Annotated in this window: 20 protein-coding genes and 1 tRNA gene; 11 read left to right on the top strand and 10 right to left on the bottom strand. The window is 60.8% G+C overall.

The genetic code is table 11. The features are described 5' to 3' along the window. Positions 1 to 29 precede the first annotated feature (29 nt). Complete coding sequence (gene mgtE / locus NKJ15_RS12890; protein WP_352815571.1) at positions 30 to 1,394, bottom strand: magnesium transporter; 1,365 nt, start codon at positions 1,392 to 1,394, stop codon at positions 30 to 32. 268 nt (positions 1,395 to 1,662) lie between these two features. Further along, entirely contained in the window at positions 1,663 to 3,552 is a 1,890-nt protein-coding gene (locus tag NKJ15_RS12885; protein ID WP_352682747.1) for an ABC transporter ATP-binding protein/permease, read from the bottom strand. A 629-nt stretch (positions 3,553 to 4,181) separates the two neighbouring features. On the opposite strand from NKJ15_RS12885, the gene NKJ15_RS12880 reads away from it, so the two are divergent. Beyond that, complete coding sequence (locus NKJ15_RS12880; protein WP_352815569.1) at positions 4,182 to 4,616, top strand: hypothetical protein; 435 nt, start codon at positions 4,182 to 4,184, stop codon at positions 4,614 to 4,616. Between the two features lie 6 nt (positions 4,617 to 4,622). Here NKJ15_RS12880 and NKJ15_RS12875 read toward each other — a convergent pair whose 3' ends face one another. Both NKJ15_RS12875 and NKJ15_RS12870 read right to left on the bottom strand, forming a co-directional pair. Next, positions 4,623 to 5,300: a DsbA family oxidoreductase gene (locus tag NKJ15_RS12875; RefSeq protein ID WP_352456761.1), complete on the bottom strand. Its 678-nt coding sequence runs from the start codon at positions 5,298 to 5,300 to the stop codon at positions 4,623 to 4,625. A 23-nt stretch (positions 5,301 to 5,323) separates the two neighbouring features. Further along, positions 5,324 to 7,144, bottom strand: coding sequence for an extracellular solute-binding protein (locus tag NKJ15_RS12870; protein WP_352815567.1), 1,821 nt, complete (start codon positions 7,142 to 7,144; stop codon positions 5,324 to 5,326). A gap of 231 nt (positions 7,145 to 7,375) precedes the next feature. On the opposite strand from NKJ15_RS12870, the gene NKJ15_RS12865 reads away from it, so the two are divergent. Then, positions 7,376 to 8,005, top strand: coding sequence for an invasion associated locus B family protein (locus NKJ15_RS12865; RefSeq protein ID WP_352448908.1), 630 nt, complete (start codon positions 7,376 to 7,378; stop codon positions 8,003 to 8,005). Positions 8,006 to 8,128: 123 nt separating this feature from the next. Here NKJ15_RS12865 and hspQ read toward each other — a convergent pair whose 3' ends face one another. Next, complete coding sequence (gene hspQ, locus NKJ15_RS12860) at positions 8,129 to 8,452, bottom strand: heat shock protein HspQ (RefSeq protein ID WP_352613626.1); 324 nt, start codon at positions 8,450 to 8,452, stop codon at positions 8,129 to 8,131. A gap of 221 nt (positions 8,453 to 8,673) precedes the next feature. After that, entirely contained in the window at positions 8,674 to 9,882 is a 1,209-nt protein-coding gene (locus tag NKJ15_RS12855; protein ID WP_352815565.1) for a UbiH/UbiF family hydroxylase, read from the bottom strand. Positions 9,883 to 9,985: 103 nt separating this feature from the next. Here NKJ15_RS12855 and NKJ15_RS12850 point away from each other — a divergent pair, with 103 nt between their 5' ends. The 8 genes from NKJ15_RS12850 to NKJ15_RS12815 all read left to right on the top strand — a co-directional run bounded on the left by NKJ15_RS12850 (position 9,986) and on the right by NKJ15_RS12815 (position 18,261). Beyond that, entirely contained in the window at positions 9,986 to 10,882 is an 897-nt protein-coding gene (locus tag NKJ15_RS12850; protein ID WP_352815563.1) for a DUF2182 domain-containing protein, read from the top strand. Positions 10,883 to 10,895: 13 nt separating this feature from the next. Then, positions 10,896 to 11,510, top strand: coding sequence for a DUF1326 domain-containing protein (locus tag NKJ15_RS12845; RefSeq protein ID WP_352502444.1), 615 nt, complete (start codon positions 10,896 to 10,898; stop codon positions 11,508 to 11,510). 35 nt (positions 11,511 to 11,545) lie between these two features. Continuing rightward, positions 11,546 to 12,322 (top strand): phosphatidylcholine synthase, encoded by a 777-nt coding sequence (gene pcsA, locus NKJ15_RS12840; protein ID WP_502893794.1) that lies wholly within the window; start codon positions 11,546 to 11,548, stop codon positions 12,320 to 12,322. A gap of 18 nt (positions 12,323 to 12,340) precedes the next feature. Next, complete coding sequence (locus NKJ15_RS12835; protein ID WP_352766611.1) at positions 12,341 to 13,318, top strand: quinone oxidoreductase family protein; 978 nt, start codon at positions 12,341 to 12,343, stop codon at positions 13,316 to 13,318. Between the two features lie 152 nt (positions 13,319 to 13,470). Next, positions 13,471 to 15,063 carry an ABC transporter ATP-binding protein gene (locus NKJ15_RS12830; RefSeq protein WP_502906898.1) on the top strand — a complete coding sequence of 531 codons (1,593 nt, stop codon included), beginning with the start codon at positions 13,471 to 13,473 and terminating at the stop codon, positions 15,061 to 15,063. Continuing rightward, complete coding sequence (locus NKJ15_RS12825; RefSeq protein WP_352448966.1) at positions 15,060 to 16,172, top strand: ABC transporter permease; 1,113 nt, start codon at positions 15,060 to 15,062, stop codon at positions 16,170 to 16,172. Before NKJ15_RS12830 ends, NKJ15_RS12825 begins: the two co-directional genes overlap by 4 nt. Continuing rightward, positions 16,172 to 17,146 carry an ABC transporter permease gene (locus tag NKJ15_RS12820; protein ID WP_352448916.1) on the top strand — a complete coding sequence of 325 codons (975 nt, stop codon included), beginning with the start codon at positions 16,172 to 16,174 and terminating at the stop codon, positions 17,144 to 17,146. The genes NKJ15_RS12825 and NKJ15_RS12820 overlap by 1 nt, the downstream gene beginning before the upstream one ends. A 47-nt stretch (positions 17,147 to 17,193) precedes the next feature. Beyond that, a complete protein-coding gene (locus NKJ15_RS12815) occupies positions 17,194 to 18,261 on the top strand; it encodes a BMP family ABC transporter substrate-binding protein (protein ID WP_352815559.1) in 1,068 nt (355 codons plus the stop codon). Positions 18,262 to 18,322: 61 nt separating this feature from the next. Here the strand turns inward: NKJ15_RS12815 and rimO are convergent, their stop codons facing one another. The 4 genes from rimO to NKJ15_RS12795 all read right to left on the bottom strand — a co-directional run bounded on the left by rimO (position 18,323) and on the right by NKJ15_RS12795 (position 21,409). Further along, on the bottom strand, positions 18,323 to 19,636 hold the full coding sequence (gene rimO / locus NKJ15_RS12810) for a 30S ribosomal protein S12 methylthiotransferase RimO (protein ID WP_352448918.1): 1,314 nt from the start codon (positions 19,634 to 19,636) through the stop codon (positions 18,323 to 18,325). A gap of 152 nt (positions 19,637 to 19,788) precedes the next feature. After that, complete coding sequence (locus NKJ15_RS12805; RefSeq protein WP_023675054.1) at positions 19,789 to 20,448, bottom strand: TerC family protein; 660 nt, start codon at positions 20,446 to 20,448, stop codon at positions 19,789 to 19,791. Between the two features lie 189 nt (positions 20,449 to 20,637). Beyond that, positions 20,638 to 21,045 (bottom strand): DUF930 domain-containing protein, encoded by a 408-nt coding sequence (locus tag NKJ15_RS12800; RefSeq protein WP_352815556.1) that lies wholly within the window; start codon positions 21,043 to 21,045, stop codon positions 20,638 to 20,640. A gap of 274 nt (positions 21,046 to 21,319) precedes the next feature. Next, positions 21,320 to 21,409 (bottom strand) — tRNA-Ser (locus NKJ15_RS12795). 446 nt (positions 21,410 to 21,855) lie between these two features. Between NKJ15_RS12795 and NKJ15_RS12790 the strand changes: the two genes are divergently transcribed. Then, entirely contained in the window at positions 21,856 to 22,602 is a 747-nt protein-coding gene (locus NKJ15_RS12790; protein WP_352815555.1) for a hypothetical protein, read from the top strand. The last annotated feature ends 231 nt before the right edge of the window (positions 22,603 to 22,833 follow it).

Genomic DNA, 22,833 nt, shown 5'->3' with positions numbered 1-22,833 from the left:
ATTGCCGCGATGAAAGTGCGTGCGTTTTCTTACAGCAACGTTCCGCGCAGGATCACCAGCGCCACAGAAAAATAGATCACCAGCCCGGTGACGTCGACCAGCGTGGCGACGAACGGGGCCGATGCGCTGGCCGGGTCGAAGCCCATGCGCTTCAGGGCGAACGGCAGCATCGATCCAGACAGCGAGCCGAAGGTGACGATGCCAACCAGCGTGGCGCCGATCGTCATTGCGATCAGCGGCCAGTGCGGGCCGTAGTCGTAGAAGCCGAGATACTGCCAGAGCGCGATGCGGCAGACGCCGACCACGCCAAGGATCGAGCCAAGCACCAGGCCGGTGGGCAGCTCGCGCAGGGCCACCCGCCACCAGTCGCCAAGGCCGATCTCGCGCAGTGCCAGCGCCCGGATGACGAGCGAGGTCGCCTGCGAGCCGGAATTGCCGCCGGAGCTCATGATCAATGGAATAAATAGCGTCAGCACGATCGCCTTTTCCAGCTCGCCCTCGTAACTTTGCATCGCGTTGGCGGTCAGCATCTCGCTGATAAACAGCGCGCACAGCCAGCCGGCGCGTTTCTGGATCATCGCCAGAAAGCCCATCTTCATATAGGGCTCGTCGAGAGCCTCCATGCCGCCGAAACGATGCACATCCTCCGTCGTTTCCTCGATCATCGTGTCGATAATATCGTCGATGGTAACGATGCCGAGCAGTTTGCCGTTGTCCACGACCGGAACGGCGAGCAGATCATATTTCGAGATCAGCTGAGCAACCTTTTCACTGTCGGTCAGCGGTGAAACGGTGACAGGCGCACGATCCGGCGCGATTGCCATGATCAGCTCGTCGGGCCCGCCAGCGATCAGTCGACGCAGGCTGGTCGAGCGCAACAGGACATGTGTTTGCGGATCGACGATGTAGATCGCGTAGACGGTTTCGCGCGTCCGCTCCACCTTGCGGATATAATCCAGCGTGCGGGCCACGCTCCAGTCCGGCGGCACGCTGACATATTCGGTCGTCATGAGCGAGGCGGCGCTGCCTTCGGGATAGCCGAGAATGGCAAGCAGCGTCGCGCGCAGCGGTGGCGCCAGGCCACCAAGCAGTTCGGAACGAGCCGGCTCGTTCAGATCGCGCAGTATGTCGGCGGCGCGATCGACCGACATGGCGGCAAGCAGTCTGCCTGCCTTGATGCGTGGCAGCGCCTCGACCAGTTCGGATGCGCCGTCGAGTTCAGGCTGGTCGAAGATCTCGACCAGCCGCCCGAACGGCACTTCGCAAAGCAGCTCCGATGCCGTCTCGCGGGGCTCCTGGTTCAAGGCCTCGACGAGGTCGGCGACGTGTTCGTTGGCAAGTACGCGAGCGATGGCGATGGCATCGCCGCCCGCGACAGGGGAAAACTCGTTCATGGCTCACTCCTTGCCGTCCGGCAGGACGTGAGCCTGTCAGGTCACGTCAAGCGGACGGCGGTTGCGTTCGACTGTGACTGTCGCCAGGCATGGCGCGGTGACCTTTCTGCTCGCGGGTTCGAGTTGAGATTCTGCAAGCCGGCGCAACATAGGAGCGCGCCTTGCCGAGTCAATCGCGAGAGCGGGTTAAAACGGCGGCAAACCGGCGGATCGCGAGACTGTGATCGGGCTACGTGGCAGTGGCTGGATGCCGGCAGTGGTGCCGCAGCTATCTCTGCTTCAGCCGGCGGGGAAAGCGCAGCCACTTGTCCTCGGCCGGCCGTGTCGGCTGCGTGAGGATGGTGGTGAGCTCTACCGGCAAGCTCGGAACCAGCGGCTTCTTGGTAGCGACCCCGTCGGCGATCGCAACCACGCTGTGGTAGAATTCGGTGCCCGCGAGCGATCTCGGCGGCGTCGCCTCATGCATGATCGAGATCACGGTTGCATCAGGGCAATTGTCCTTGATCGCCTGGTGGAAGGCGATCCGTCCATCGGGGTCGAGCGCGCCGGTGGCTTCATCGAGGAACAGCAATCCCGGCTGCTGCAGCACGATGCGGGCGACAACCAGCTTCTGTTTCTGCCCACCCGAGAGAACCTGATCCCAGATCTTTCCTTCACGGCTCTCATCGGCCAAATGCTCGATGAAATCGCCGAGGCCGGCCTTGTGCAGGGCGGATGCGACCTGCATGTCGGCGTAATCATGCTCGGAACCGGGCAGGCAGACCAGTTGCTTCAACGAGACCTGCTGCAGCTTCACCTCCTGGGCGGCGTAGAAACTCCTGACCCCTTCCGGGAAGACGATGGTGCCGCGGCCATAAGGCCACAGGCCGTTGATCGCCTTGACGAGCGAGGTCTTGCCGCAACCGGATTCGCCCTTGAGGAAAGTCCACTCGCCACGCCGGAAGCGCAAGTTCGCGGCACTCAGGAAGGGCGTTGCGTCCTCGCCCTGATGCGCCAGTTCGAGCTTCTGGATGGTCAGTCCGAAAACCGGGTTCTGGTGGTCGTAGCGGAAGTCGGACCGGCCGGTCTGCTGATAGAATTCCTGTGGCTGCTGCACGTTCTCGATTGCCTGCGCCAATTCGATGACGCGCTGGCTGTTGGCGCGCAAGGTGGCGATGTCCGGCATCACATGGATGAACCACGAACAGTTGCTGATCAGCTTATCGACCTGGCCGGAAGCTGTCAGATAACCCTTGAGGTCGAGGCCGTTGTGGATGAAGGGCACGAGCCCTGGCCCGAAAGCGACAATCTTGGCACCGATGAAATTATAGATCAGCTCGAACGAGGCGTAGCCAGTATTGACGATGTTCAGTCTGGCCCAGGTACGGTCAATGTCGGCATAACGCTGGCTGTTTACAGTCTTCTGCACATTCTCGCCCTGCGATGCGGCGACATGAAAACTGCGGCGCAGGAATGTGATCAACTCGCTGCGGTAACTGCCTTCGGCCTGCTGCATTCTGACGTTTAGCCACTCCAGCATTCGGCCGAGTTTCAATGCGATCCAGGTGTTGAACGGCACATACACAGCGATTGCCAGGAGAGCAAGGACGGCGCTGCCGTAGCTGCCGAGAAACTCCAGGCCCTTCACCTCGACAGAGTTTTTCAGCAATTCGCCACCGAGAAAGTAGAACGAAGCGAAGACGCTTAGCACACCCGAAGCAAGCCCGATGGCTCCGCCAGTCATGGCCTTGATGGATTCCTGCACGCGCTGGTCGATATTGTCGGGAGCTGCATTCCCGGAAGAGCCATGCTGGGCATGGAAATGCGTATGGTTAGAGTCGAGCAGGGCCTCGTTGAATCGGCTGTCCAGCCAGCCACGCCATTTGCGATGCAATGTCTTGGAAACCAGGTTGTGAATGCCGGCAATAACCAAGTCCTTGAGCAGGACCAGCAGCACCAGCCAACCGGCGTTGGTCAGTATTGTCTTGAGTGGCGTCGTGTTCGCGGCATCGTGGAAAAAAGCGATCGAAGTCGCCAGCTCAGCCCCAGCTACCGTAAACCAGACGTCGGCTTTGCTGGACAGCGCGATGATCAGCGCGATCACCAGCGTCAGCGTCCAGGCTTCCCTCCAGCGGTCCGAGAACCAGTAGACCCGCATCAGCCCCCAGAAGCTGCGCATCGACGATACGGGCGTCAGGGGCGACTGCCTTGCGGCACCGCGGAGCCATTTTTCCGATATTGAATGTCGCGTTGGTCTATCGACCCGAATCACTATCCCGCCCAAACGATTTTTCTTTTGTTACGGACAGTAACACCAATTGATCATTTTCCATTAGCTTTTCACCAGTCGCAGGTGGCTTAGCTCGCCGGCCGTTGCAGTGGAGCAACAGAATGAATGATCATGGCGCTATGCCGTCATGCTTCGAGGGGCGGAATACCAACGCAATTTCAAATAGTTACTTGCCTGAGCCGGAGCAAGCAGTGACCTTCCCCAAGGGAAGGTCTTCACACAGCTTTGTGAACATAGAAGCGCCGTCCAGCGGTCGATCTTCACAGCCTGAACCGCCTTCACGGTCAGCCCCGACCTGGTCGGCGACCAGAAAGTGACCATATGATTCGTGGTTGAAGCCGCCTTGTCAGGACCCCGTAGTCGGCCAAGCAATGACTTTGCCGACACAGTCCAGGATGAAGATCAATATCAATTGGCCCGTGCCTTTTTAAGAGCGCGCACAAACCGCGTTTGACAAACACGCGCTTCGGATCGAACCTGCCGGACGCATCCAGGTTTGAACCGGGGGGAAGTTCGCCATGCTTGCACGGACATTGTTTGTGGCGATGCTCGCGATGTTTGCCTGGCTGCCGCAAACATATGCCGGCAGCCAGACCGTTCCCGCAAACGCCGAGGGACAGATCGAGTTCAACACGCCGTCCGGCAATATTGGCTGCATCTACACGCCGAACGGCGGCACCAGCACCTACGAGCCGCAGGATGGCGGACCGGAGTTGAGCTGTTCGCGCGTCGAGCCCAGCTACGTCACCGTCATCCTCGGCCCGAAAGGTCCGGCGACGCTGATCAAGAATCCGGGCGAGCAAGGCTGCTGCGGCGACGTCACCAGGCTGGCGTACGGCAACAGCTGGAGCAAGGGGCCGTTTTCCTGCCAGTCATCCACCAAGGGATTGACCTGCACCGGCAAGCATGGCCATGGCTTTTTCGTCAGCAAGGCCAAGGTGACCGTGAAATAGTCCGACTCAGTTCGCTGTTTCCAGTTCGCCGCGTGCCTTGGCCGCGGCGACCTGGCGGAGTGCATCGGCGAGCGTATCGGCGTCCTGGGCACCCATCACCGCATATTTGCCTTCAAGCAGAAAGCACGGCACACCCGATATGCCCATGCGCGAAGCGGTGGCGATTTCGGTGCGCACCGCCTCTACATCGGCGTCGGTCGGCAGAAGCGTTTCGACCACGGAGGCATCCATGCCGGCCTCGCGGGCGGCTTCGATCAGCACGGCATGATCGCCGAGATTGGCGCCTTCCTCGAAATTCAGCTGGAATAGCCGGCGCACCAGCCGATTCTGAATGGCCTCGCCGGCCGTGCCGGCCCAGCGAATGAGACGGTGCGCATCCAGCGTATTGGGCGCGACCTTGATGGCGTCGAAGGCGAAGGAGATGCCTTCAGCCTCGCCCAGCGGCTCGATCCGGGCATGGATTTCGCGAATGCGTTGCTCGCTGCCGAATTTCGCCACCATATAGTCGCGGCGGTTCTTGCCTTCGGGCGGGATTGTCGGGTCGAGTTGGAAGGGCCGCCAGCGTATGTGAACGTCGATATCGACGGCGGCAATCGCCTTGTCGAGCCGTTTCTGGCCGATAAAGCACCAGGGGCACACGACGTCGGAGACCACATCGACGGTAATCGAGTTCTCGTCGTTCATCTTGATCTCCTGTTGTGAAGAGGTCACTTCGGTTTGCGCCACCAGGTCGGCAACTGATAACCGTATATGGGCGTCTTTTGCGGATGTTCCAGATAGTTCCAATAAGCGAGCCATTGCTGGTTGTTGTGCTGCGTCGGCACCATGTAGTTGCCGGAGATCAGCAGCCGGTCGAGAACGCGGACGGCGGCGACGGAGTCCTCCTTCGAACGAGCTCTCAGCATCGCCTCGATCGCCGCATCCACTGCGGGGTCGGCGACACCCGCCAGGTTGAACGAGCCTTCGGCCTTGGCGGCAGCGGATCCCCAGCGCCCGGTTTGCTCGATACCGGGCGACAGCGAGTTGTTGAAACCGGTCGAGCCGACCAGCACCTCGAAATCGAAACGCTGCTTGCGCGACTGGATCTGATCACCGTCGAGGCTGCGGATGCCGACATCGATGCCGAGCTTCTCAAGGGTGCGCTGATAGATAGTGGCAAGTCGCTCTTCGTCCTGCGAGGCGGTCAGGATCTCGAAACCGAACGGCTTTCCCTCGGGATCGAGCATCGCGCCGTCCTGCACCGTATAGCCCGCGCTCTTCAGCAGCTCGAATGCCGCCTTCAGCACCTTGCGGTCCTGGCCGGAGCCGTCGGTAGCGGGCGGCCTGTAGGTGCCGTCCATGACATCTGCGGGCACGCGGCCGGGGTAGGGGGCCAGCAGGGCCTTTTCCTTTTCGCTGGCCGGGTGGCCGAGCGCGGACAGCTCGGAATTCTGCCAAAAGCTCATCGTGCGCGTGTATTTGCCGCCGAACAGATTCTTGTTGGCCCATTCGAAATCGTAGAGCATGCCGAGCGCGCGCCGCACGACCGGATTGGAAAATTTCGGCAGCCGCGTGTTGAACAGGAAACCGTTGACCACCGGCGGAATGCCGGTATCGAAAGTTTCGGCGATGACCTCGCCCCTGTGGAAGGCCGGAAAATCGAGATCGCGCTCGCGTTTGACCGGGTCGCTGTCGTCGTCAATGGCGCAGATGCCTTTCTTGAACGCTTCCTGCTTGGCGTTGGCGTTGAGGAAATATTCGATGGTGATCTGGTCGTAATTGTCGAAGCCGCGCTTGGACGGCACGTCCTTGCCCCAATAGTCCGGATTGCGCTTGAACACGATGCGCTGACCGGGCACGACTTGCGCCACCGTGTAAGGCCCGCTGCCGATCACCGGCTTTAGCGTCGTCCTGTCGAAGGTGTCCTTGTTGAACGCGTGTTTCGGGATGATCGGCGTCAGCGCAATGATCAAAGGAAATTCGCGGTCGGCCTTGTCGTTGAAGGTGAAGCGCACACTGCGGTCGCCGGTCTTTTCGAGCTTGGCAATCGCTTTCATTCGCTGGCTGTAAGGTGGGCGGCCCTTCTCGGTGAAGACGTCATAGGTAAACAACACGTCTTCCGGCGTCACCGGCTCGCCGTCCGACCATTTGGCGTTGGGATCGAGGTGGAATTCGATGCTCTTGCGCTCGGGATCCATGTCGGCGGTATCGGCGAGCAGGCCGTAGAGACTGAAGGCCTCGTCGTAGTTGCGCTGCATCAACGGCTCGAAGACAAGATTGCCAAAGGCTTGATCCATCATGCCGCGCGCTGGGGTGCGCTGGCTTCTCAGGATGAACGGATTGAGATTGTCGAAGCTGCGGACGACGCAATAGGTAATGCTGCCGCCTTTCGGCGCGTCGGGGTTGACGTAGTTGAAATGCTTATAGTCGGCCGGCAGCGCCGGCTCGCCCTGCATGGCAAGCGCGTGCTTCGGTTCCGACAGGGCCGGCTGCAGGGAAAGGCCGACAAACAACATTGCGGCGATCAGCCAAACGACAACGCGGCCCATGACCGTCTCCTTCCCGATTCGATGCGCAGCATACATGAGCAGGTCGTGCACCGGCCAACCCGTTGAGCCTATCCCTCGGCCAAGATTCGCGAGACCCGGGCTGGATTCGGCACCGCTTGCAGTGTAACACGCCGTCCGAAGTCATTCTGTTGCCTCATTTCGGCAACAGGTAGCTGGACCACACGGCATGAAAAAAGCCGGTTCCGGGATCATTTGAGAGGAATGCACGACATGACGAGCCTGAACAGCAACGCGTACCGCCTGTCGGTCATGGCCGCTGGCGTGGTCGGCATTCTGGGCGCCGGGATTCCCGCTGCTTCCGCGCAGCAGCAACAGCAGATTCCGCAAGGCTGGTTCAAGGCCTGCACCAAGCAGGAAGACGTCGACATCTGCAATGTCCAGAACATCACCACCGCCGGCAACGGCCAGCTCATCACCGGCGTCAGCCTGATCGAATTGAAGGGCAAGGTGAACCGCAAGGTGTTCCAGGTGACGGTTCCGACCGGCCGTCTCGTTCCTCCCGGCATCGGCCTCCAGATCGACGGCGGCAAGGCGCAGAAGCTCGACTATGTGATCTGTTTTCCGGATCGCTGCGTGGCGGAAGTGCCGCTGAGCGATCAGCTTGTCGCATCCTTCAAGAAGGGATCGGCGCTGACGCTCACCTCGGTCAATTTCCAGAACCAGCCGAACCCGATCAAGATTGCGCTGACCGGCTTCAGCGGCGCCTTCGACGGCCCGCCGCTGCAGCAGTCGGACATCGAGGACCGACAGAAGAAGCTCCAGGAGTTCGTCGCCAAGAACAATCAGGATTTTGCCAAGAAGCTCAAGGAAGAGCAGGAAAAGGCGAAGGCCGCCAACTGATCGACGGGTTTTCGAACCAACAAAAAAGCGGGGTTCATGCCCCGCTTTTTTCGTTTGGACCGGCTGTTTGTCGGGTCCAGCCATGTCTCAAGCCTGTCCCAGTCCAGCCAGATCCCGGCTAAGTCAATGTCTCAATTGGTACTTCGGCTCGTAGCGCCCGTCAGGCTTCTTGTCGAACATTTCACCAATCTGCGGATGCCGGACCGGTTCGCCCGACCGGTCCTCGAGTAAATTCTGCTCGGACACATAGGCGATGTATTCCGTTTCGGAATTCTCGGCGAGCAGATGATAGAAAGGCTGGTCCTTGCGCGGCCGCACGTCAGCGGGGATCGCCTCGTACCATTCGTCAGTATTGGCGAATTGCGGATCGACGTCGAAAATGACGCCGCGGAACGGAAACAGCCGGTGCCGAACCACCTGTCCGATCGAGAATTTGGCTGTCTTCATCGCACTCACCACTTGAACTTCTTGAACGCCACGCATCCTGGAACACGCAAGGAACGCTCCAGGACTTTAGATTCTTACGAACCGGTCCGGCAAAGACTGGCCCAGACCTTAAGGTCGACATCGTCATTATTTGGCGCATACGCCGCGTCAATTCAATCCCGATCCCCTTGATGCCGGGTTGAGCATCGCGAGATGCGGATCAAGGGCGGTGGCCAAGATCGCTATCGCTCAGCCGGTTTTCGCAATCCGCCAAAAAACGCCGCAAAACCGCTGCCGGGTCGAAGACCCTCACGCATGAAAAACGCCCGTAACGGCGCAAACCCCTCAAGCGCGCCAAGGCCAGCGCTGCGCACCATCTGAGCCGGCAGCATGTCGGAAAGCAACGACATGTTGAGCAGGTTGACCGCGCTGCTGCGCGCCAGAATGTCCGGCCGCCGCTTGAAATCATAGGCTGCAAGCGCCTTGGGGGCGCCCGGGTCCGAGCGGTTTCTGCTTGCGGCACCAATCAGGTCGTCGATGTCCCGGATGCCGAGATTGAGGCCTTGTGCGCCAATTGGGGGAAACACGTGGGCGGCTTCACCGACAAGTGCCACGCGGCGATGCGCAAACCGCCACGGGCTCACCGCTGAAAGTGGGTAGATCTGCCGGCCGGGCTCAACCGACACGCGGCCCAACATCGATTGCATTCGCTGTTCGACCCGCGTCGAAAGCTCGGCGTCGTCGAGTGCTGCAAGGTCCTTGGCGATATTGGGTTCGAGCACCCAGACAAGGCTGGACCGGTTGCCGGGCAGGGGAACCTGTGTGAACGGACCGGTCTCGGTGTGGAATTCGGTCGAGGTGAAGGCATGGTCGCTGCGGTGACCGAAATTGAGCACCAACGCCGCCTGCGGATAGGATCGGATCGAGGTGCGGATGCCGGCTGCCTCGCGGGCCGGCGACTGACGGCCATCGGCGGCAACTGCCAACGATGCCTCAACGTCGCTGCCGTCGGCGAGAACGGCATGGGCATGGTCGGCATCGAGGCGCCATGCCTCCACCATCGACTTTCGCCATTCGATGCCCGAATGCGCGACAGCCTCGGCTAGCATGCGGTTGAGAACGCTGTTGGGCAAGTTCAGCCCGAATTGCTCTTCGTTGATCTCGCTGGCGCGAAAGGTCACTGTCGGGCTGCGGATCAGCCGGTTGGTTGCGTCAACGATACGCATCACCTTGAGCGGCGCTGCGTGCGGCCTGATTCCGTCGAAGATCCCTAGCCGTTCGAACATCTTCAGGGCAGGGTTCATCAAGGCTGTCGTCCGGCCGTCGGGGCCGGCGGCGTCGGGTCCGACGAGCGTCACGGGAAAACCCGCCTCGGTAAAGCCAAGCGCCGCGATCAGCCCCGCGGGGCCGCTGCCAGCGACCAGTATCCGTGCTGTTTCCCGATGGTTCAAATTCGGCTTCCGGATTGCGAGGTGAGGCCCGTCCGGCCTGCTGGTCCATATAGGTCAGGTGATGCGGCTTGATCAACGCGGCGATTCGGCCCATTCGGTTGCCATGACCGGCCAACAAGACGATTTCAGCCACCTCGACGGCACCGGCCGCGCGATGGCGAGCGTTGCGCGCAGCCCTCGACTGACGGTGAGCGTCGTTGCCGGCATGGGCATCGCCCTTGCCTGGCTCCTTCTCGGCGCAATGGCAGTTCGGGGGGCGGTGAGCCGGCTCCCGGGCGCCGATGTACCCGGCGACGCCGTGCTGGAATACCTGCCGCAACTGCCGCTGCCGGATTTCCTTGCGCGTTTCTTCGCCCTTTGCCTGGCGCCGGCGCCGCTTCGCGCAAGCGTAGGCGCGCAAGGCGGGGCACTCACCGCGATGTGGCTGTTGATGGCCATCGCGACCATGCTGCCCTCCGCGGCGCCGATGATCCGCACCTATTGCGAGATCGCAGATACCGCCCGAATCAAGGGGGAACCCGTTGCCCATCCGCTGATCCTGGTCGCTGGATATTTGAGCGTCTGGCTTGCCGCCTCGGCAATATTCGCTGCCCTGACCCTCGCAGTCCATGCATTCGTGTCATCCGGGCAGATGCTCGATCCGCTGCTTGGAATTGCCGGAGCAGCCGCGCTGTCGATCGCTGGTCTCTATCAGTTCAGCTGGCTGAAGGAAGCCTGTCTGGAGAAGTGCAGAAATCCGTTCTCGGTCCTGTTCGCCAACTGGAGCGCCAGGCCCATTCGCATTTTCCGGCTCGGTATAGAGCAGGGCCTGTGGTGCCTTGGATGCTGCTGGGCGCTGATGCTGGTAATGTTTGCCGTCGGTGTGATGAACGTGTTCTGGATGGCGCTGGTCGGCTTGTTTAGCCTGGTCGAAAAACAGACGGCAGGCAATCTGCCGACGCGGTTGGGCGGTGCGATACTGCTTGTCTGGGCAGCCGCGCTACTAGTAGTCTCGGCATAGGGGGGAGAATTCGATGACAGATCAAAACTGGGCAATGAAGGGAGAGCTCATCCTTTCCTGCAATTGCACGGTTTTTTGCCCTTGCGTTCTGTCGCTCGGCAATCATCCGCCTACGGAAGGCTATTGCCAAACCTGGGCGGGGTTCCGGATCGATGCCGGCCATTTCGGCGAGGTCGACCTGTCCGGCCTCAATCTAGGGCTGGTCATGGAAATCCCCGGTTATATGAGCCGCGGCAACTGGACGGCGGGCCTGTTCATCGACAAGCGCGCCTCGGTTTACGCTATGAAGGGACTGACGAAGATATTCACCGGCAAGGCCGGTGGAACCACATCGCTGCTCTCCATCCTGGTCGGACAGTTCCTCGGTGCCGAGCAGGTGCCGATCACCTACGAGACGCGTGAGAAAACACGCATCTTTCAGATACCGAAGATCATCGATGGTGCGGTGACGCCAATTACCGGCAAGGATCGCGACAAGGATACGGTCATCAGCAATTCGGAATACTGGATTGCGCCGGAAATCATCGTCGCCAAATCCGACAAGAGCAAAATGCGGGCCTTTGGCCGCAACTGGAACTTTGCTGGCCGTTCGGCCGAAATCTGCAAGCTGGACTGGCGGGGCCCGTGAGCAAGAAGACGACGGCCAGGAAAATCGCCGACCGGATTCCGCGGCCGAAGAAGAAAGTCACATGGCCTCAGGCGCGGGCGTTCTCGGTCCATCTCTTGACCGCGTCGGGCTCATTCCTGGCGTTTCTGTCGCTGGTGGCAGCAAGCGAGCAGCGCTGGACGGCGATGTTCTGGTGGCTGGGGCTGGCGCTTTTCGTCGACGGCATCGACGGGCCGATCGCCAGGAAGCTCGATGTCAAGGAAATCCTGCCGACTTGGTCGGGCGAACTGCTCGACAACATCATCGACTACGTGACCTACGTGTTGATTCCGGCCTTCGCGCTCTATCAGCGCGGCTTCATGGGCGAGCGCCTGTCGTTCCTGTCGGCGGCGATCATCGTGGTGTCGAGCGCAATCTACTATGCCGATACCGGCATGAAGACGAAGGAGAATTTCTTCAAGGGCTTTCCGGTCGTCTGGAACATGGTGGTGTTCACGCTGTTCGTCATCGAGCCCGGACAATGGGTTTCTTTCGCCGTGGTCGTGGTGGCCGGCATTCTCACCTTCGTGCCGATCAATTTCATCCATCCGGTGCGGGTGAAGCGGCTGCGGCCAATCAATCTCGGCATGACGCTGCTTTGGTGCGCTTTCGGCGCGCTGGCGCTGGCGCAGGCCGCACTTGCCTCCTTCTACGACCAGATCGGCGTGCTGGGCGAGCAGGTCAGCGATTTCATCAAGATCGGGATTACGGTCACCGGGCTTTACCTCGCTTGCATCGGCGCTATCATGCAGTTCTTCCCAAATCTCGGCGCCAAGCCGGATAAGAAAGCCTGATCCCAAGAGAGCCAGAAAATGTCCAAAGCGATCCGCATCCATGCCCATGGCGGCCCGGAGGTCCTGACCTATGAGGATGCCGATCCCGGGCAGCCGGGCTCGGGACAGATCCTGGTCAAGCATACCGCGATCGGTCTCAATTTCATCGACGTCTATTATCGCTCTGGCCTTTATCCGCCGCAGGGCGGATTTCCGCTGATCCCCGGCGGCGAGGCGGCCGGCGTGGTCTTGGATGTCGGCTCGGATGTCGACTGGCTCAAACCCGGCGATCGCATCGCCTACGCCGTGACGACCGGCGCCTATGCCGGGCAGCGCGTGATCGCCGCCGACCGCGTGGTGAAGGTGCCGGACGGCATCAGTGACGAACAGGCCGCAGCCATGATGCTAAAGGGCATGACCGCCGAATATCTGTTGCGCCGTACATTCAAGGTGAAAGCCGGCGACACGATCCTGTTTCATGCGGCGGCGGGCGGTGTCGGGCTGATCCTCGGCCAATGGGCCAAGCATCTTGGCGCGACAGTGATCGGCACGGCGAGTTCCACCGACAAGATCGAGCTCGCCAAGGCGCATGGCTTCGACCACGTGATCAACTATCGCGAACAGGATTTCGTGGCCGGCGTTGCCGCTATCACCGGTGGCAAGAAATGCGACGTTGTCTACGATTCAGTCGGCAACGACACATTTCCAGCCTCGCTCGATTGCCTGCGGCCGCTCGGCACTTTCGTCAGCTTCGGTCAATCGTCTGGGCCGATCCCGCCCTTCAGCATCTCGTTGCTGGCGCAGAAGGGCTCGCTGTTCGCAACGCGGCCGACGCTGTTCGTCTATAATGCCAGGCGCGAGGACCTCGAGGCTTCCGCCACCGCCTTGTTCGACGTGGTGCTCAGCGGCGCCGTCAAGATCAAGATCAACCAGCGTTACGCGCTCAGCGAGGCCGGCAAAGCGCATTCCGATCTCGAAGGGCGCCGGACCACCGGGACAACAATACTTATCCCTTAGGTGCCCGCCGTTTCGGGCCGCCGACGCCGCCGTTCTTGCGAACTGCTTTTTACCGCTTGAGTTTCCGCTGAAATTCTTGAAGCTCTTTCAAGTCGTGAGGCGCTTACCGTAGAGAGCAGCCCGCGCATACGATGCTTGCGGGAACACAGAACATGTCTGGCAAACCAGATGGAGGCACCGTGAGTGCAGATCAGGACGGCGCAAACCTGCTTGAGGTTCGCGGCCTCACAAAGATATTCGGCACGTTGACGGCGTGCGACCATGTCGATCTCAACATCGCCAAGGGCGAGATCCATGCGTTGCTTGGCGAGAACGGCGCCGGCAAGTCGACCCTGGTGAAAATGCTGTTTGGATCGCTGGAACCGAATTCCGGCGAGATTTTCTGGAATGGCCAGGCGGTCAGGATCACCAGCCCCGGCACCGCAAAAAAGCTCGGCATCGGCATGGTTTTCCAGCATTTTTCCCTGTTCGAAGCGCTGACGGCGGCGGAGAACATCGCGCTGTCGCTGGATGACGGCTCGCCGATCAGCACGATCGCGGCCAAGGCGAGGGCGCTCTCCTACAGTTACGGCCTGCCTCTCGATCCGCTATCGCTGGTCGGTGATCTGTCGGTCGGCGAGCGTCAGCGTATCGAAATCATCCGCTGCCTGCTGCAGACGCCGCAACTCATCATCCTCGACGAACCAACTTCGGTGCTGACGCCGCAGGAGGCCGATAAGTTGTTCGAGACGCTCGAACGGCTGCGTTCGGAAGGAAAGTCCATCCTCTACATTTCGCACCGGCTGGAAGAGGTCAAACGGATCTGCGACCGCGCCACCGTGCTGCGTCACGGCAAGGTGGTCGGCCATTGCAATCCGCGCCAGGAAACCGCGTCTTCGTTGGCGCGGATGATGGTCGGCAACGAGGTGCTGGCCGTAGTGCGGGCGCCGGCCGAGGGTATCGAGACCGCGCCGGTGCTGCTTCAAATCCGCGAACTCACCCGCAAGCCGGCGACCCCGTTCTCGATCCCGCTCAGGAACATCAATCTCGAGGTCCGCGCCGGCGAGGTGATCGGCATTGCCGGTGTGGCCGGCAACGGCCAGGGCGAATTCTTCGAGTCCGTTTCCGGCGAGGTGCTGCAGCCGGATGCCGGCTCGGTCCGCATCCGCGGCAAGGATGCCGGCGGCCTCACCATCACCGGCAGGCGTCTGATGGGCGCTGCCTTCGTCCCGGAAGAGCGGCTCGGCCATGGCGCAGCACCGCGCATGAAGCTTTCGGAGAACCTGCTTCTGTCGCGCCACGCCACCGATGGCAAGATGTTTGTCGGCGCCGGTGGAATGGTCAAGGGCGATGCGATCCATACCGCTGCCCAGCGCATCATAAAGGCAATGGACGTGCGCAAGAGCGCGCCGGATCCGGAGGCTGCGGCTCTTTCGGGCGGCAATCTGCAGAAATTCATCGTTGGCCGCGAACTCGACCGCCGGCCAAGCGTCTTGGTGGTCAATCAGCCGACCTGGGGGGTCGACGCGGGTGCGGCGGCCCACATCCGCCAGGCGCTGATCGAACTGGCGCGCAGCGGCTCGGCGGTGCTGGTGATCAGCCAGGACCTCGACGAGCTGTTCGAGATTTCCGATGCGATCACGGTCATGCACAATGGCGAATTGTCGAAGCCGCTGCCGATAGCTGAAGCGACATTCGAGAAAATCGGGCTGCTGATGGGCGGCGCCGAACCCGGTCATGCCGAACATACACTGGAGACGGCCTGATGCGCCTCGAACTTGTAAAACGCCCGCAGCGCTCGATGCTGTTTTCGGCACTCTCGCCTTTCATCGCTTTCGTTTTGACGATCATTGCCGGTGCCATCATGTTCGCGCTGCTCGGCGTCAACCCGTTGACCGCGTTCCGCATCTACTTCATCGAACCGATCAGCCAGGTCTGGCAGTTGCATGAGCTGGCGATCAAGGCCGCCCCCCTGATCCTGATCGCGGTCGGACTGTCGGTCTGCTACAAGGCCAACATCTGGAACATCGGCGCCGAAGGCCAGTTCATCCTGGGCGGCATTGTCGGCTCGATCATCCCCGTGCTGTTTCCGCAGTTCGAAGGCCCATTGGTGCTACCGCTGATGCTTCTGCTCGGCATGGTCGGTGGGGCCGCCTATGCTGCAATCCCGGCACTGCTGAAGACGCGCTTCAACACCAACGAGATCCTGACCAGCCTGATGCTGGTCTATGTCGCCCAGCTCTTCCTCGATTGGCTCGTACGCGGGCCGTGGCGCGATCCGCAGGGCCATGGTTTCCCGCAGACCATCCAGTTCAACGACTCGGCGATACTGCCGGAACTCCTCCCGGAATCCGGCCGGGCAAACTGGGGATTTGTCTTCGCGCTGATCGCGGCGATACTGATCTGGATCCTGATGAGCCGTATGCTGAAAGGCTTCGAGGTCCGCGTGCTCGGCTCAAGCCCGAGGGCAGGGCGCTTCGCCGGGTTTGGCCTTAACCGCATGGTCTTCTTTGCCTTCCTGCTGTCGGGCGCACTGGCCGGACTTGCAGGGATTTCGGAGGTCTCGGGAGCCATCGGACAATTGCAGCCGGTGATCTCGCCCGGCTACGGATTTACCGCTATCATCGTGGCATTTCTCGGCCGGCTCAATCCGCTCGGCATCGTCGCCGCAGGCCTTGTGCTGGCGCTGACCTATCTGGGCGGCGAGGCAGTGCAAAGCGCGCTCGGCATCTCCGACAAGGTGGCGCGCGTGTTCCAGGGCATGCTTTTGTTCTTCGTGCTCGGCTGCGACACGCTCATCCATTACCGCATTCGCCTGACCGGCTTTTCCGCGCCGAAGCTCGAGGCAGGGCCGAAGCTGGAGGAAGCCCGCTGATGGACATCACCGTCAACATCCTCTTGACCATCGCTACGGCGGCGACGCCGCTGCTGATCGCGGCGATCGGCGAACTAGTGGTCGAACGTTCGGGTGTGCTCAATCTCGGCGTCGAAGGAATGATGATCATGGGTGCCGTCGGCGGTTTCGGCGCCGGCTATCTCACCGGCTCGCCTTGGATAGGGCTGTTGGCGGCAATCACCATGGGGGCAGTGTTCTCGCTGCTGTTCGCCGTCATGACGCTGTCGCTGGCCACCAATCAGGTGGCCACCGGCCTGTCGCTGACACTGCTCGGCCTCGGCCTTTCCGGCATGATGGGAACGAATTTTGTCGGCCAGCCCGGCGAAAGGCTGCCAAACCTCGATATTCCCGGCCTGACCGCAATCCCGGTCGTTGGCAGGCTGCTGTTCGGCCAGGATCCAATCTTCTACATCTCGATCGCGCTGACCGCCGCCGTCATGTGGTTCCTGTTCAAGACCCGCACCGGGCTCACGCTGCGCTCGATCGGCGACAGCCATGCATCCGCCCATGCGCTTGGCATCCATGTCATCCGCTACCGCTATCTCTCAGTGATTTTCGGCGGCGCTTGTGCCGGCCTCGCCGGCGGTCACCTATCGCTGGTCTACACACCGCAATGGGTGGAGAACATGACCGCCGGCCGCGGCTGGATCGCGCTGGCTCTGGTCGTCTTCGCCTCCTGGCGGCCCTGGCGGGTGCTGGCCGGCGCCTATATTTTCGGCGCGATCTGGGTTGGCCAGCTTCACGTCCAAGCCATAAATCTGCAGGACTTCGTCGACGCGCCCTGGTTGCTCTACAAGTTAATTGCGTTCTTAAAATCGTTTCCCTCGCAACTGCTTTCTTCGCTGCCCTATCTGGCAACCGTCGTGGTTCTCGTTCTAATCTCGCGCAACAAGCGTTTGACGATGATGAACACGCCGGCCTCCTTGGGCCAGCCATTCGTTCCGGATCGTTGACAACAAAAAGACGGAAGCTCCAAGGCTTAACTCAGAGAGGTAACACAATGAAAAAACTGCTTATTGCCCTGATGGCGGCGACGGCCGCATTGTCGCTGGCGGCATCAGCCGAGGCGGCGGACAAGCTGAAGGCGTGCTGGGTCTACACCGGCCCGATCGGCGATTTCGGCTACTCCTACCAGCACGACCAAGGCCGCCTCGAGGTGGAAAAGGCACTCGGCGACAAGGTCGAGACCGCCTATCTCGAAAACGTCTCCGAAGGCCCCGATGCCGACCGCGCCTTCGAGCGCCTGGCGCGCGAGGGATGCAAGATCATTTTCGGCACGTCCTTCGGCTTCATGGACCCGGAAGTGAAGATCGCCAAGAAATTCCCCAAGGTGATGTTCGAGCACGCCACCGGCTACAAGACGGCCGAAAATCTCGGCATCTACAATGCGCGTTTCTACGAAGGCCGCTACGTGCTTGGCCAGATCGCCGCCAAGCAATCGAAGTCGGGCGTCGCCGGCTACATCGTTTCCTTCCCGATCCCGGAAGTGGTGATGGGCATAAATTCCTTTATGCTCGGCGCACAGTCGATCAACCCGAACTTCAAGGCGAAGATCGTGTGGGTGAACTCCTGGTTCGATCCGGGCAAGGAGGCCGATGCTGCCAAGGCATTGTTCGACCAGGGCGCCGATATCGTCGTCCAGCACACCGACTCGACCGCTGCCTTGCAGGTGGCGGAGGAGCGCAAGCTGCACGGCTTCGGGCAGTCCTCCGACATGATCAAGTTCGCGCCGCACGCGCAGCTGACCGCGCTGACCGACGAGTGGGGTCCCTACTACATCAGCCGCGTCCAGGCGGCGCTCGACGGCACCTGGAAGCCCGATAATGTCTGGCTCGGCATTAAGGACGGCGCCGTCAAGCTGGCGCCGTTCACCAACATGCCCGACGACGTCAAGGCGATGGCCGAAGCCACCACCAAGAAGATCGCCGACGGCTGGAACCCCTTCACCGGGCCGGTCGCCAAGCAGGACGGCACACCTTGGCTGAAGGAGGGCGAGGTCGCCGACGACGCCACGTTGCTCGGCATGAATTTCTACGTGAAGGGCGTCGACGACAAGCTGCCGCAGTAGGCGGTCGGAAACATATCGAACGAAAGGGCGCCGCGGCGCCCTTTTCATTTTGGACGGAATATCAGACTGCTGAGCCGTAAAGGTCGTAAGCGTCGGCGCGCTCGATCTTGACCGTGACGATGTCGCCGGCGCGCAGTGGCCGCCGCGACTGGATATGGACCGAGCCGTCGATTTCGGGCGCGTCGTATTTGGTCCGGCCCTTGGCCGAATTGCCATGCGCCTCGTCGATCAGGACCGGCAGGCGCTTGCCAATTTTCTTGGTTAGCTGCGTTGCCGAAATCTTCTGTTGGCGCTGCATGAAGCGGTGCCAGCGGGCTTCCTTGATCTCCTGCGGCACTTGCTCGAGGCCGAGCTCGTTGGAGCGGGCGCCTCTGACCGGCTCGTATTTGAAACAGCCGGCGCGGTCGATCTTGGCCTCGTCCAGCCAGTCGAGCAGCATCTCGAAATCGTCGTCCGTCTCGCCGGGGAAGCCGACGATGAAGGTGGAGCGGATGGCAAGGTCCGGGCAGACGTCGCGCCAGCCGCGAATGCGCTCGAGCGTCTTTTCGCCATGAGCGGGCCGGCGCATGTTCTTCAGCACCTGCGGCGAGGCGTGCTGGAATGGGATATCGAGATAGGGAAGAATCTTGCCCTCGGCCATCAGTGGAATGACGTCCGCGACATGCGGGTAGGGATAGACATAGTGCATGCGCACCCAGACACCGAGCTTACCCAGTTCTTCCGATAGATCGAGGAATTTCGCCCGCACTTCGCGATCGCCGAACATGCTGGTCTGGTATTTGATGTCGATGCCGTAGGCGCTGGTATCCTGCGAGATGACGAGGATCTCCTTGACCCCGGCCTTGGCCAGCTTCTCGGCTTCGCGCAACACGTCGGCGGCCGGCCGCGATACCAGGTCGCCACGCAGCGCCGGAATGATGCAGAAGGTGCAGCGGTTGTTGCAGCCTTCCGAAATCTTGAGATACGCATAGTGGCGCGGCGTGAGCTTGACCCCTTGCGGCGGCAAAAGGTCGATGTGGGGATCATGGCTCGGGGGGGCAGCCTCATGCACCGCCGCCATCACGCTTTCATAAGCTTGTGGTCCGGTGATGGCGAGGACGTTCGGATGTCTTTCACGGATGACGTCCGGCTCGGCGCCGAGGCAGCCGGTGACGATGACTTTGCCATTCTCCGAAAGTGCCGAGCCGATGGCGTTGAGCGATTCGTCGCGAGCCGAATCGAGGAAGCCACAGGTGTTGACGACGACCAGGTCGGCGCCGTCGTGCTTGCGGGCGATCTCGTAGCCTTCGGCGCGCAGGCGGGTGATAATGCGCTCGGAATCCACAAGGGCTTTCGGGCATCCAAGGCTGACGAAACTGACGCGAGGGGCGGACATCTAAGCTTTTCCGGATTTTCAGGATTGGCGGCGCAGTATCACACTTGTCGCGGCATTGGTATGGGCAGCGGCTGCGGCGAAACGCAACCGCCAGCGTCGCCGAAGGCTCGCCGAAGCTGAAAGGCCGGCCGATGAGAATTCGAGTCGGCGTGTCAGCTCACCGCACTGCTGACATGCGGCAAGACTTCCACCGCGCCCCGGTAGATCATATCGAGTGCGACATAAAAGATGATCAAAAGGCCGATATAGGCGATCCAGCGATGGCGGTGCAGCAGCTTGGCGATGAAGCTCGCGGCAAGGCCCATCAGCGCGATCGACAGGACGAGGCCTATCACCAGCACCTGGAAGTGATCGCGCGCCGCGCCGGCGACCGCCAGTACGTTGTCGAGCGACATCGACACGTCGGCGATGACGATCTGCAATGCCGCCTGACCCAAGGTCTTCTTGCGCGCCTTGCCGGCCACCATATCATCGCTGTTGATATCGGAATTGGACAGCGCTTCGGTCGCCTCCACCTCGTCGGCATACGACGTGCGCAGCTCGCGATACATTTTCCAGCACACCCACAGCAGCAAGATGCCGCCGGCCAGCAGCAGGCCGACAATCTGTAACAGGGTGACGGTGATCGCAGCAAAACCGATACGCAGCACCGTCGCCGCCACCACGCCGATGAGAATCGCTCTCTTGCGCTGCTCGACGGGTAAGCCGGCCGCGGCCAAGCCGATGACGATGGCGTTATCGCCTGCAAGCACGAGGTCGATGGCGATGACCTGGAGCAGGGCAGAGAAACCCGCGGCAGTGAAAATTTCCATCGACTGGAAGTCCCTTGCTGGTTGGCCGACCGTTCGCGTCGAATGCCTGGAGGGCCTAACGTGTATGGTTCCCGCGCGTCAAGGGACTGGTTGGAACACGGTCGGCAAACCGCCCGTTATTGCGGCGATATACAGAGTTTGCGACGATCGGCCCGAACACCGACAAATGCGGCCACAGGTCGCGAATGCCTAGTTATAGAGATTGTATTTGGGCCAGTCGCTTTCCGGAATTTCATCACCGATCCGATAGCGGAGCTGCAGGACTTCCATATGGTCCGGCGCTGTTTCGCATTTGAATTTCAGCCGGTACCACTGTCCATTGCTGCGAAACGCAGCACCCGGGCTCTTGATCGCATCGGCGCCCATTTCGGGCGTCGCAAAAGCGTAGGCGACGACACGATCGGCTTTGTATTTGTGGTCGTCGCGGGTAATCCGGTCGAGAATTTCGGCGTCGCATCGCTGCTCCAGCCGGGTTTGCGGATCGAGTTTCAGCAGGCCGGCGCGCAATGCGCTGTCCATCGCGCTGGCCGGCCAAGCCACTATCGTCCATGCGAGGACCGCAGAAAATAGTTTATTCATAGGCGGGAGAAGCACCATATTCGCGCGGAGAAAGCAACCCGACGAAGCGCGGCTGCGCGGCGGGCGACAGTCTTCGCTTTGTGGCAGGTTGTTGATTACGCAATAGTGTCACCGGTACTTTGGTATCGTTGCCACGATCAGCACCTGTTGCATTTCAGCGACGCGAGAGGTGGTGCGCTGCATGGGGCAGAGCGGCGGTCGCCCCGAAGCGGACCGGCCTGTTAAACCCAGGCAGTCGAGAATCCGACGAGCGGAAAACTCGACGTCATGCCTGCAGGATTGAAGACGGATATGGCGGAGGGAGTGGGATTCGAACCCACGGTGGGCTTGCACCCACGCCGGTTTTCAAGACCGGTGCCTTAAACCGCTCGGCCATCCCTCCAAGGTGATTTTTCAATCACTTAGGATATCGCGAGAGGAGCGGGTTCGAGCTGTCGGTACCGGATTGGCACCAGGACGTTCCCCCGACCGGTTCGCGCTCCATTCCTGTAAAGCCGCATTCAACGCCAAGTCAACCGTGGCGGCCGCACCTTTCGGCGCGATCCAGGGCGTTGAGCAGCGTCATGGCGAGCTGTGTTTGTGCTGAGTGTGGAAAATCGTTTTTAAAACCCGCACGGACTATTAATCGTTGAGCGCTGATATGTTGGGCGCGTTAGGCACATGTAAGTAAATCGTATTCTGGAGTTGATTTTGGCCGTACTTGGCGCTCTCCCGCCCGGTCTTCGCTGTAGACCAGTCCGCGAAACCGACTGGGAGGGAGTGGTTGATTGCCTGTGCAGGGGCTTTCCGGCGCGTAATCGGAGTTACTGGATACACGCTCTGACCCGCTTGTCGCAGCGGCCTGCGGTTGCCGAGTTCCCACAATATGGCTTTGCTTTGGAGCATGCCGGTCGGATCGTCGGCGTCGTGCTCACCCTTTATGCTCGCTATCACGGGTCGGAGAGCGAGGAAATTCGCTGCAATCTTTCAAGCTGGTCAGTCGATGCAGATTTCCGTCCCTATGGCGCCATGTTGGTTGCGGCGGTTCTCAAGCGGAAGGACGTGACCTACACGAACATTTCGCCTGCACAAGCGACATTGAAAGCCAACCGGGCGCTCGGCTTTCGGCTCTTCTCCAGCGGACAATTTACCTTCTTGCCGGCTTTAAGTTCGGCGCAGCGGTCATGTCGCGTGGTCGAAGTGCGTCCCGATCTCCCGGAATTGGCGATGCTGCCCGAGAGTGAGAGATACATACTGTCGGAACACGCCGCGCTGGGCTGCCTGTCGTTGATCTGCATTTGCGACGGAGTAGCGTTCCCCCTGGTGTTGATGCCGCGCCGAATGTTGCACGGTGTTATCCGATGCCACCAAGTCATCTATTGCCGCTCGCTTGCGGATTTGGGCCGCTGCGCCGGCGCGATGGGGCGCTTTCTCTTGCGAAGCGGAATCCTGGTTTGCTTTGTCGACGCCAAGGAGCGGATTCCAGGCTTGGTGGGATGGTACCGCCCCAACAAGGGGCTGAAATACTTCAAAGGTCCCAGACCACCCGCACCTGGAGATCTGACGTTCACCGAACTTGTGATCTTCGGTCCCTGAATCTGCGCTCGCAGATACGCCAAGCCAGGGGCAAAGTGCGCCACCAACGAGCGTTTCTGATCGATAAGCGATGATTTTCATGCCGATCAGCGAAGCGGTCCATGCCACAATCTCGCCCGGTTCCGACCACAATCGGTTAATACGGTGATAAACAATTCCTGCGCACAAAAAGGATTGGGGTAGGGCGTCGCCGGCGTTTCTGGAGTGGGTGCTTTGGCATCGCTGACGTTC

The sequence above is a fragment of the Mesorhizobium sp. M0207 genome, from assembly GCF_040321995.1.
In the GTDB taxonomy this organism is placed as follows: domain Bacteria; phylum Pseudomonadota; class Alphaproteobacteria; order Rhizobiales; family Rhizobiaceae; genus Mesorhizobium.
Note: the sequence above shows the minus strand (reverse complement) of the source record. Positions and strands in the feature narration are given on the sequence as shown.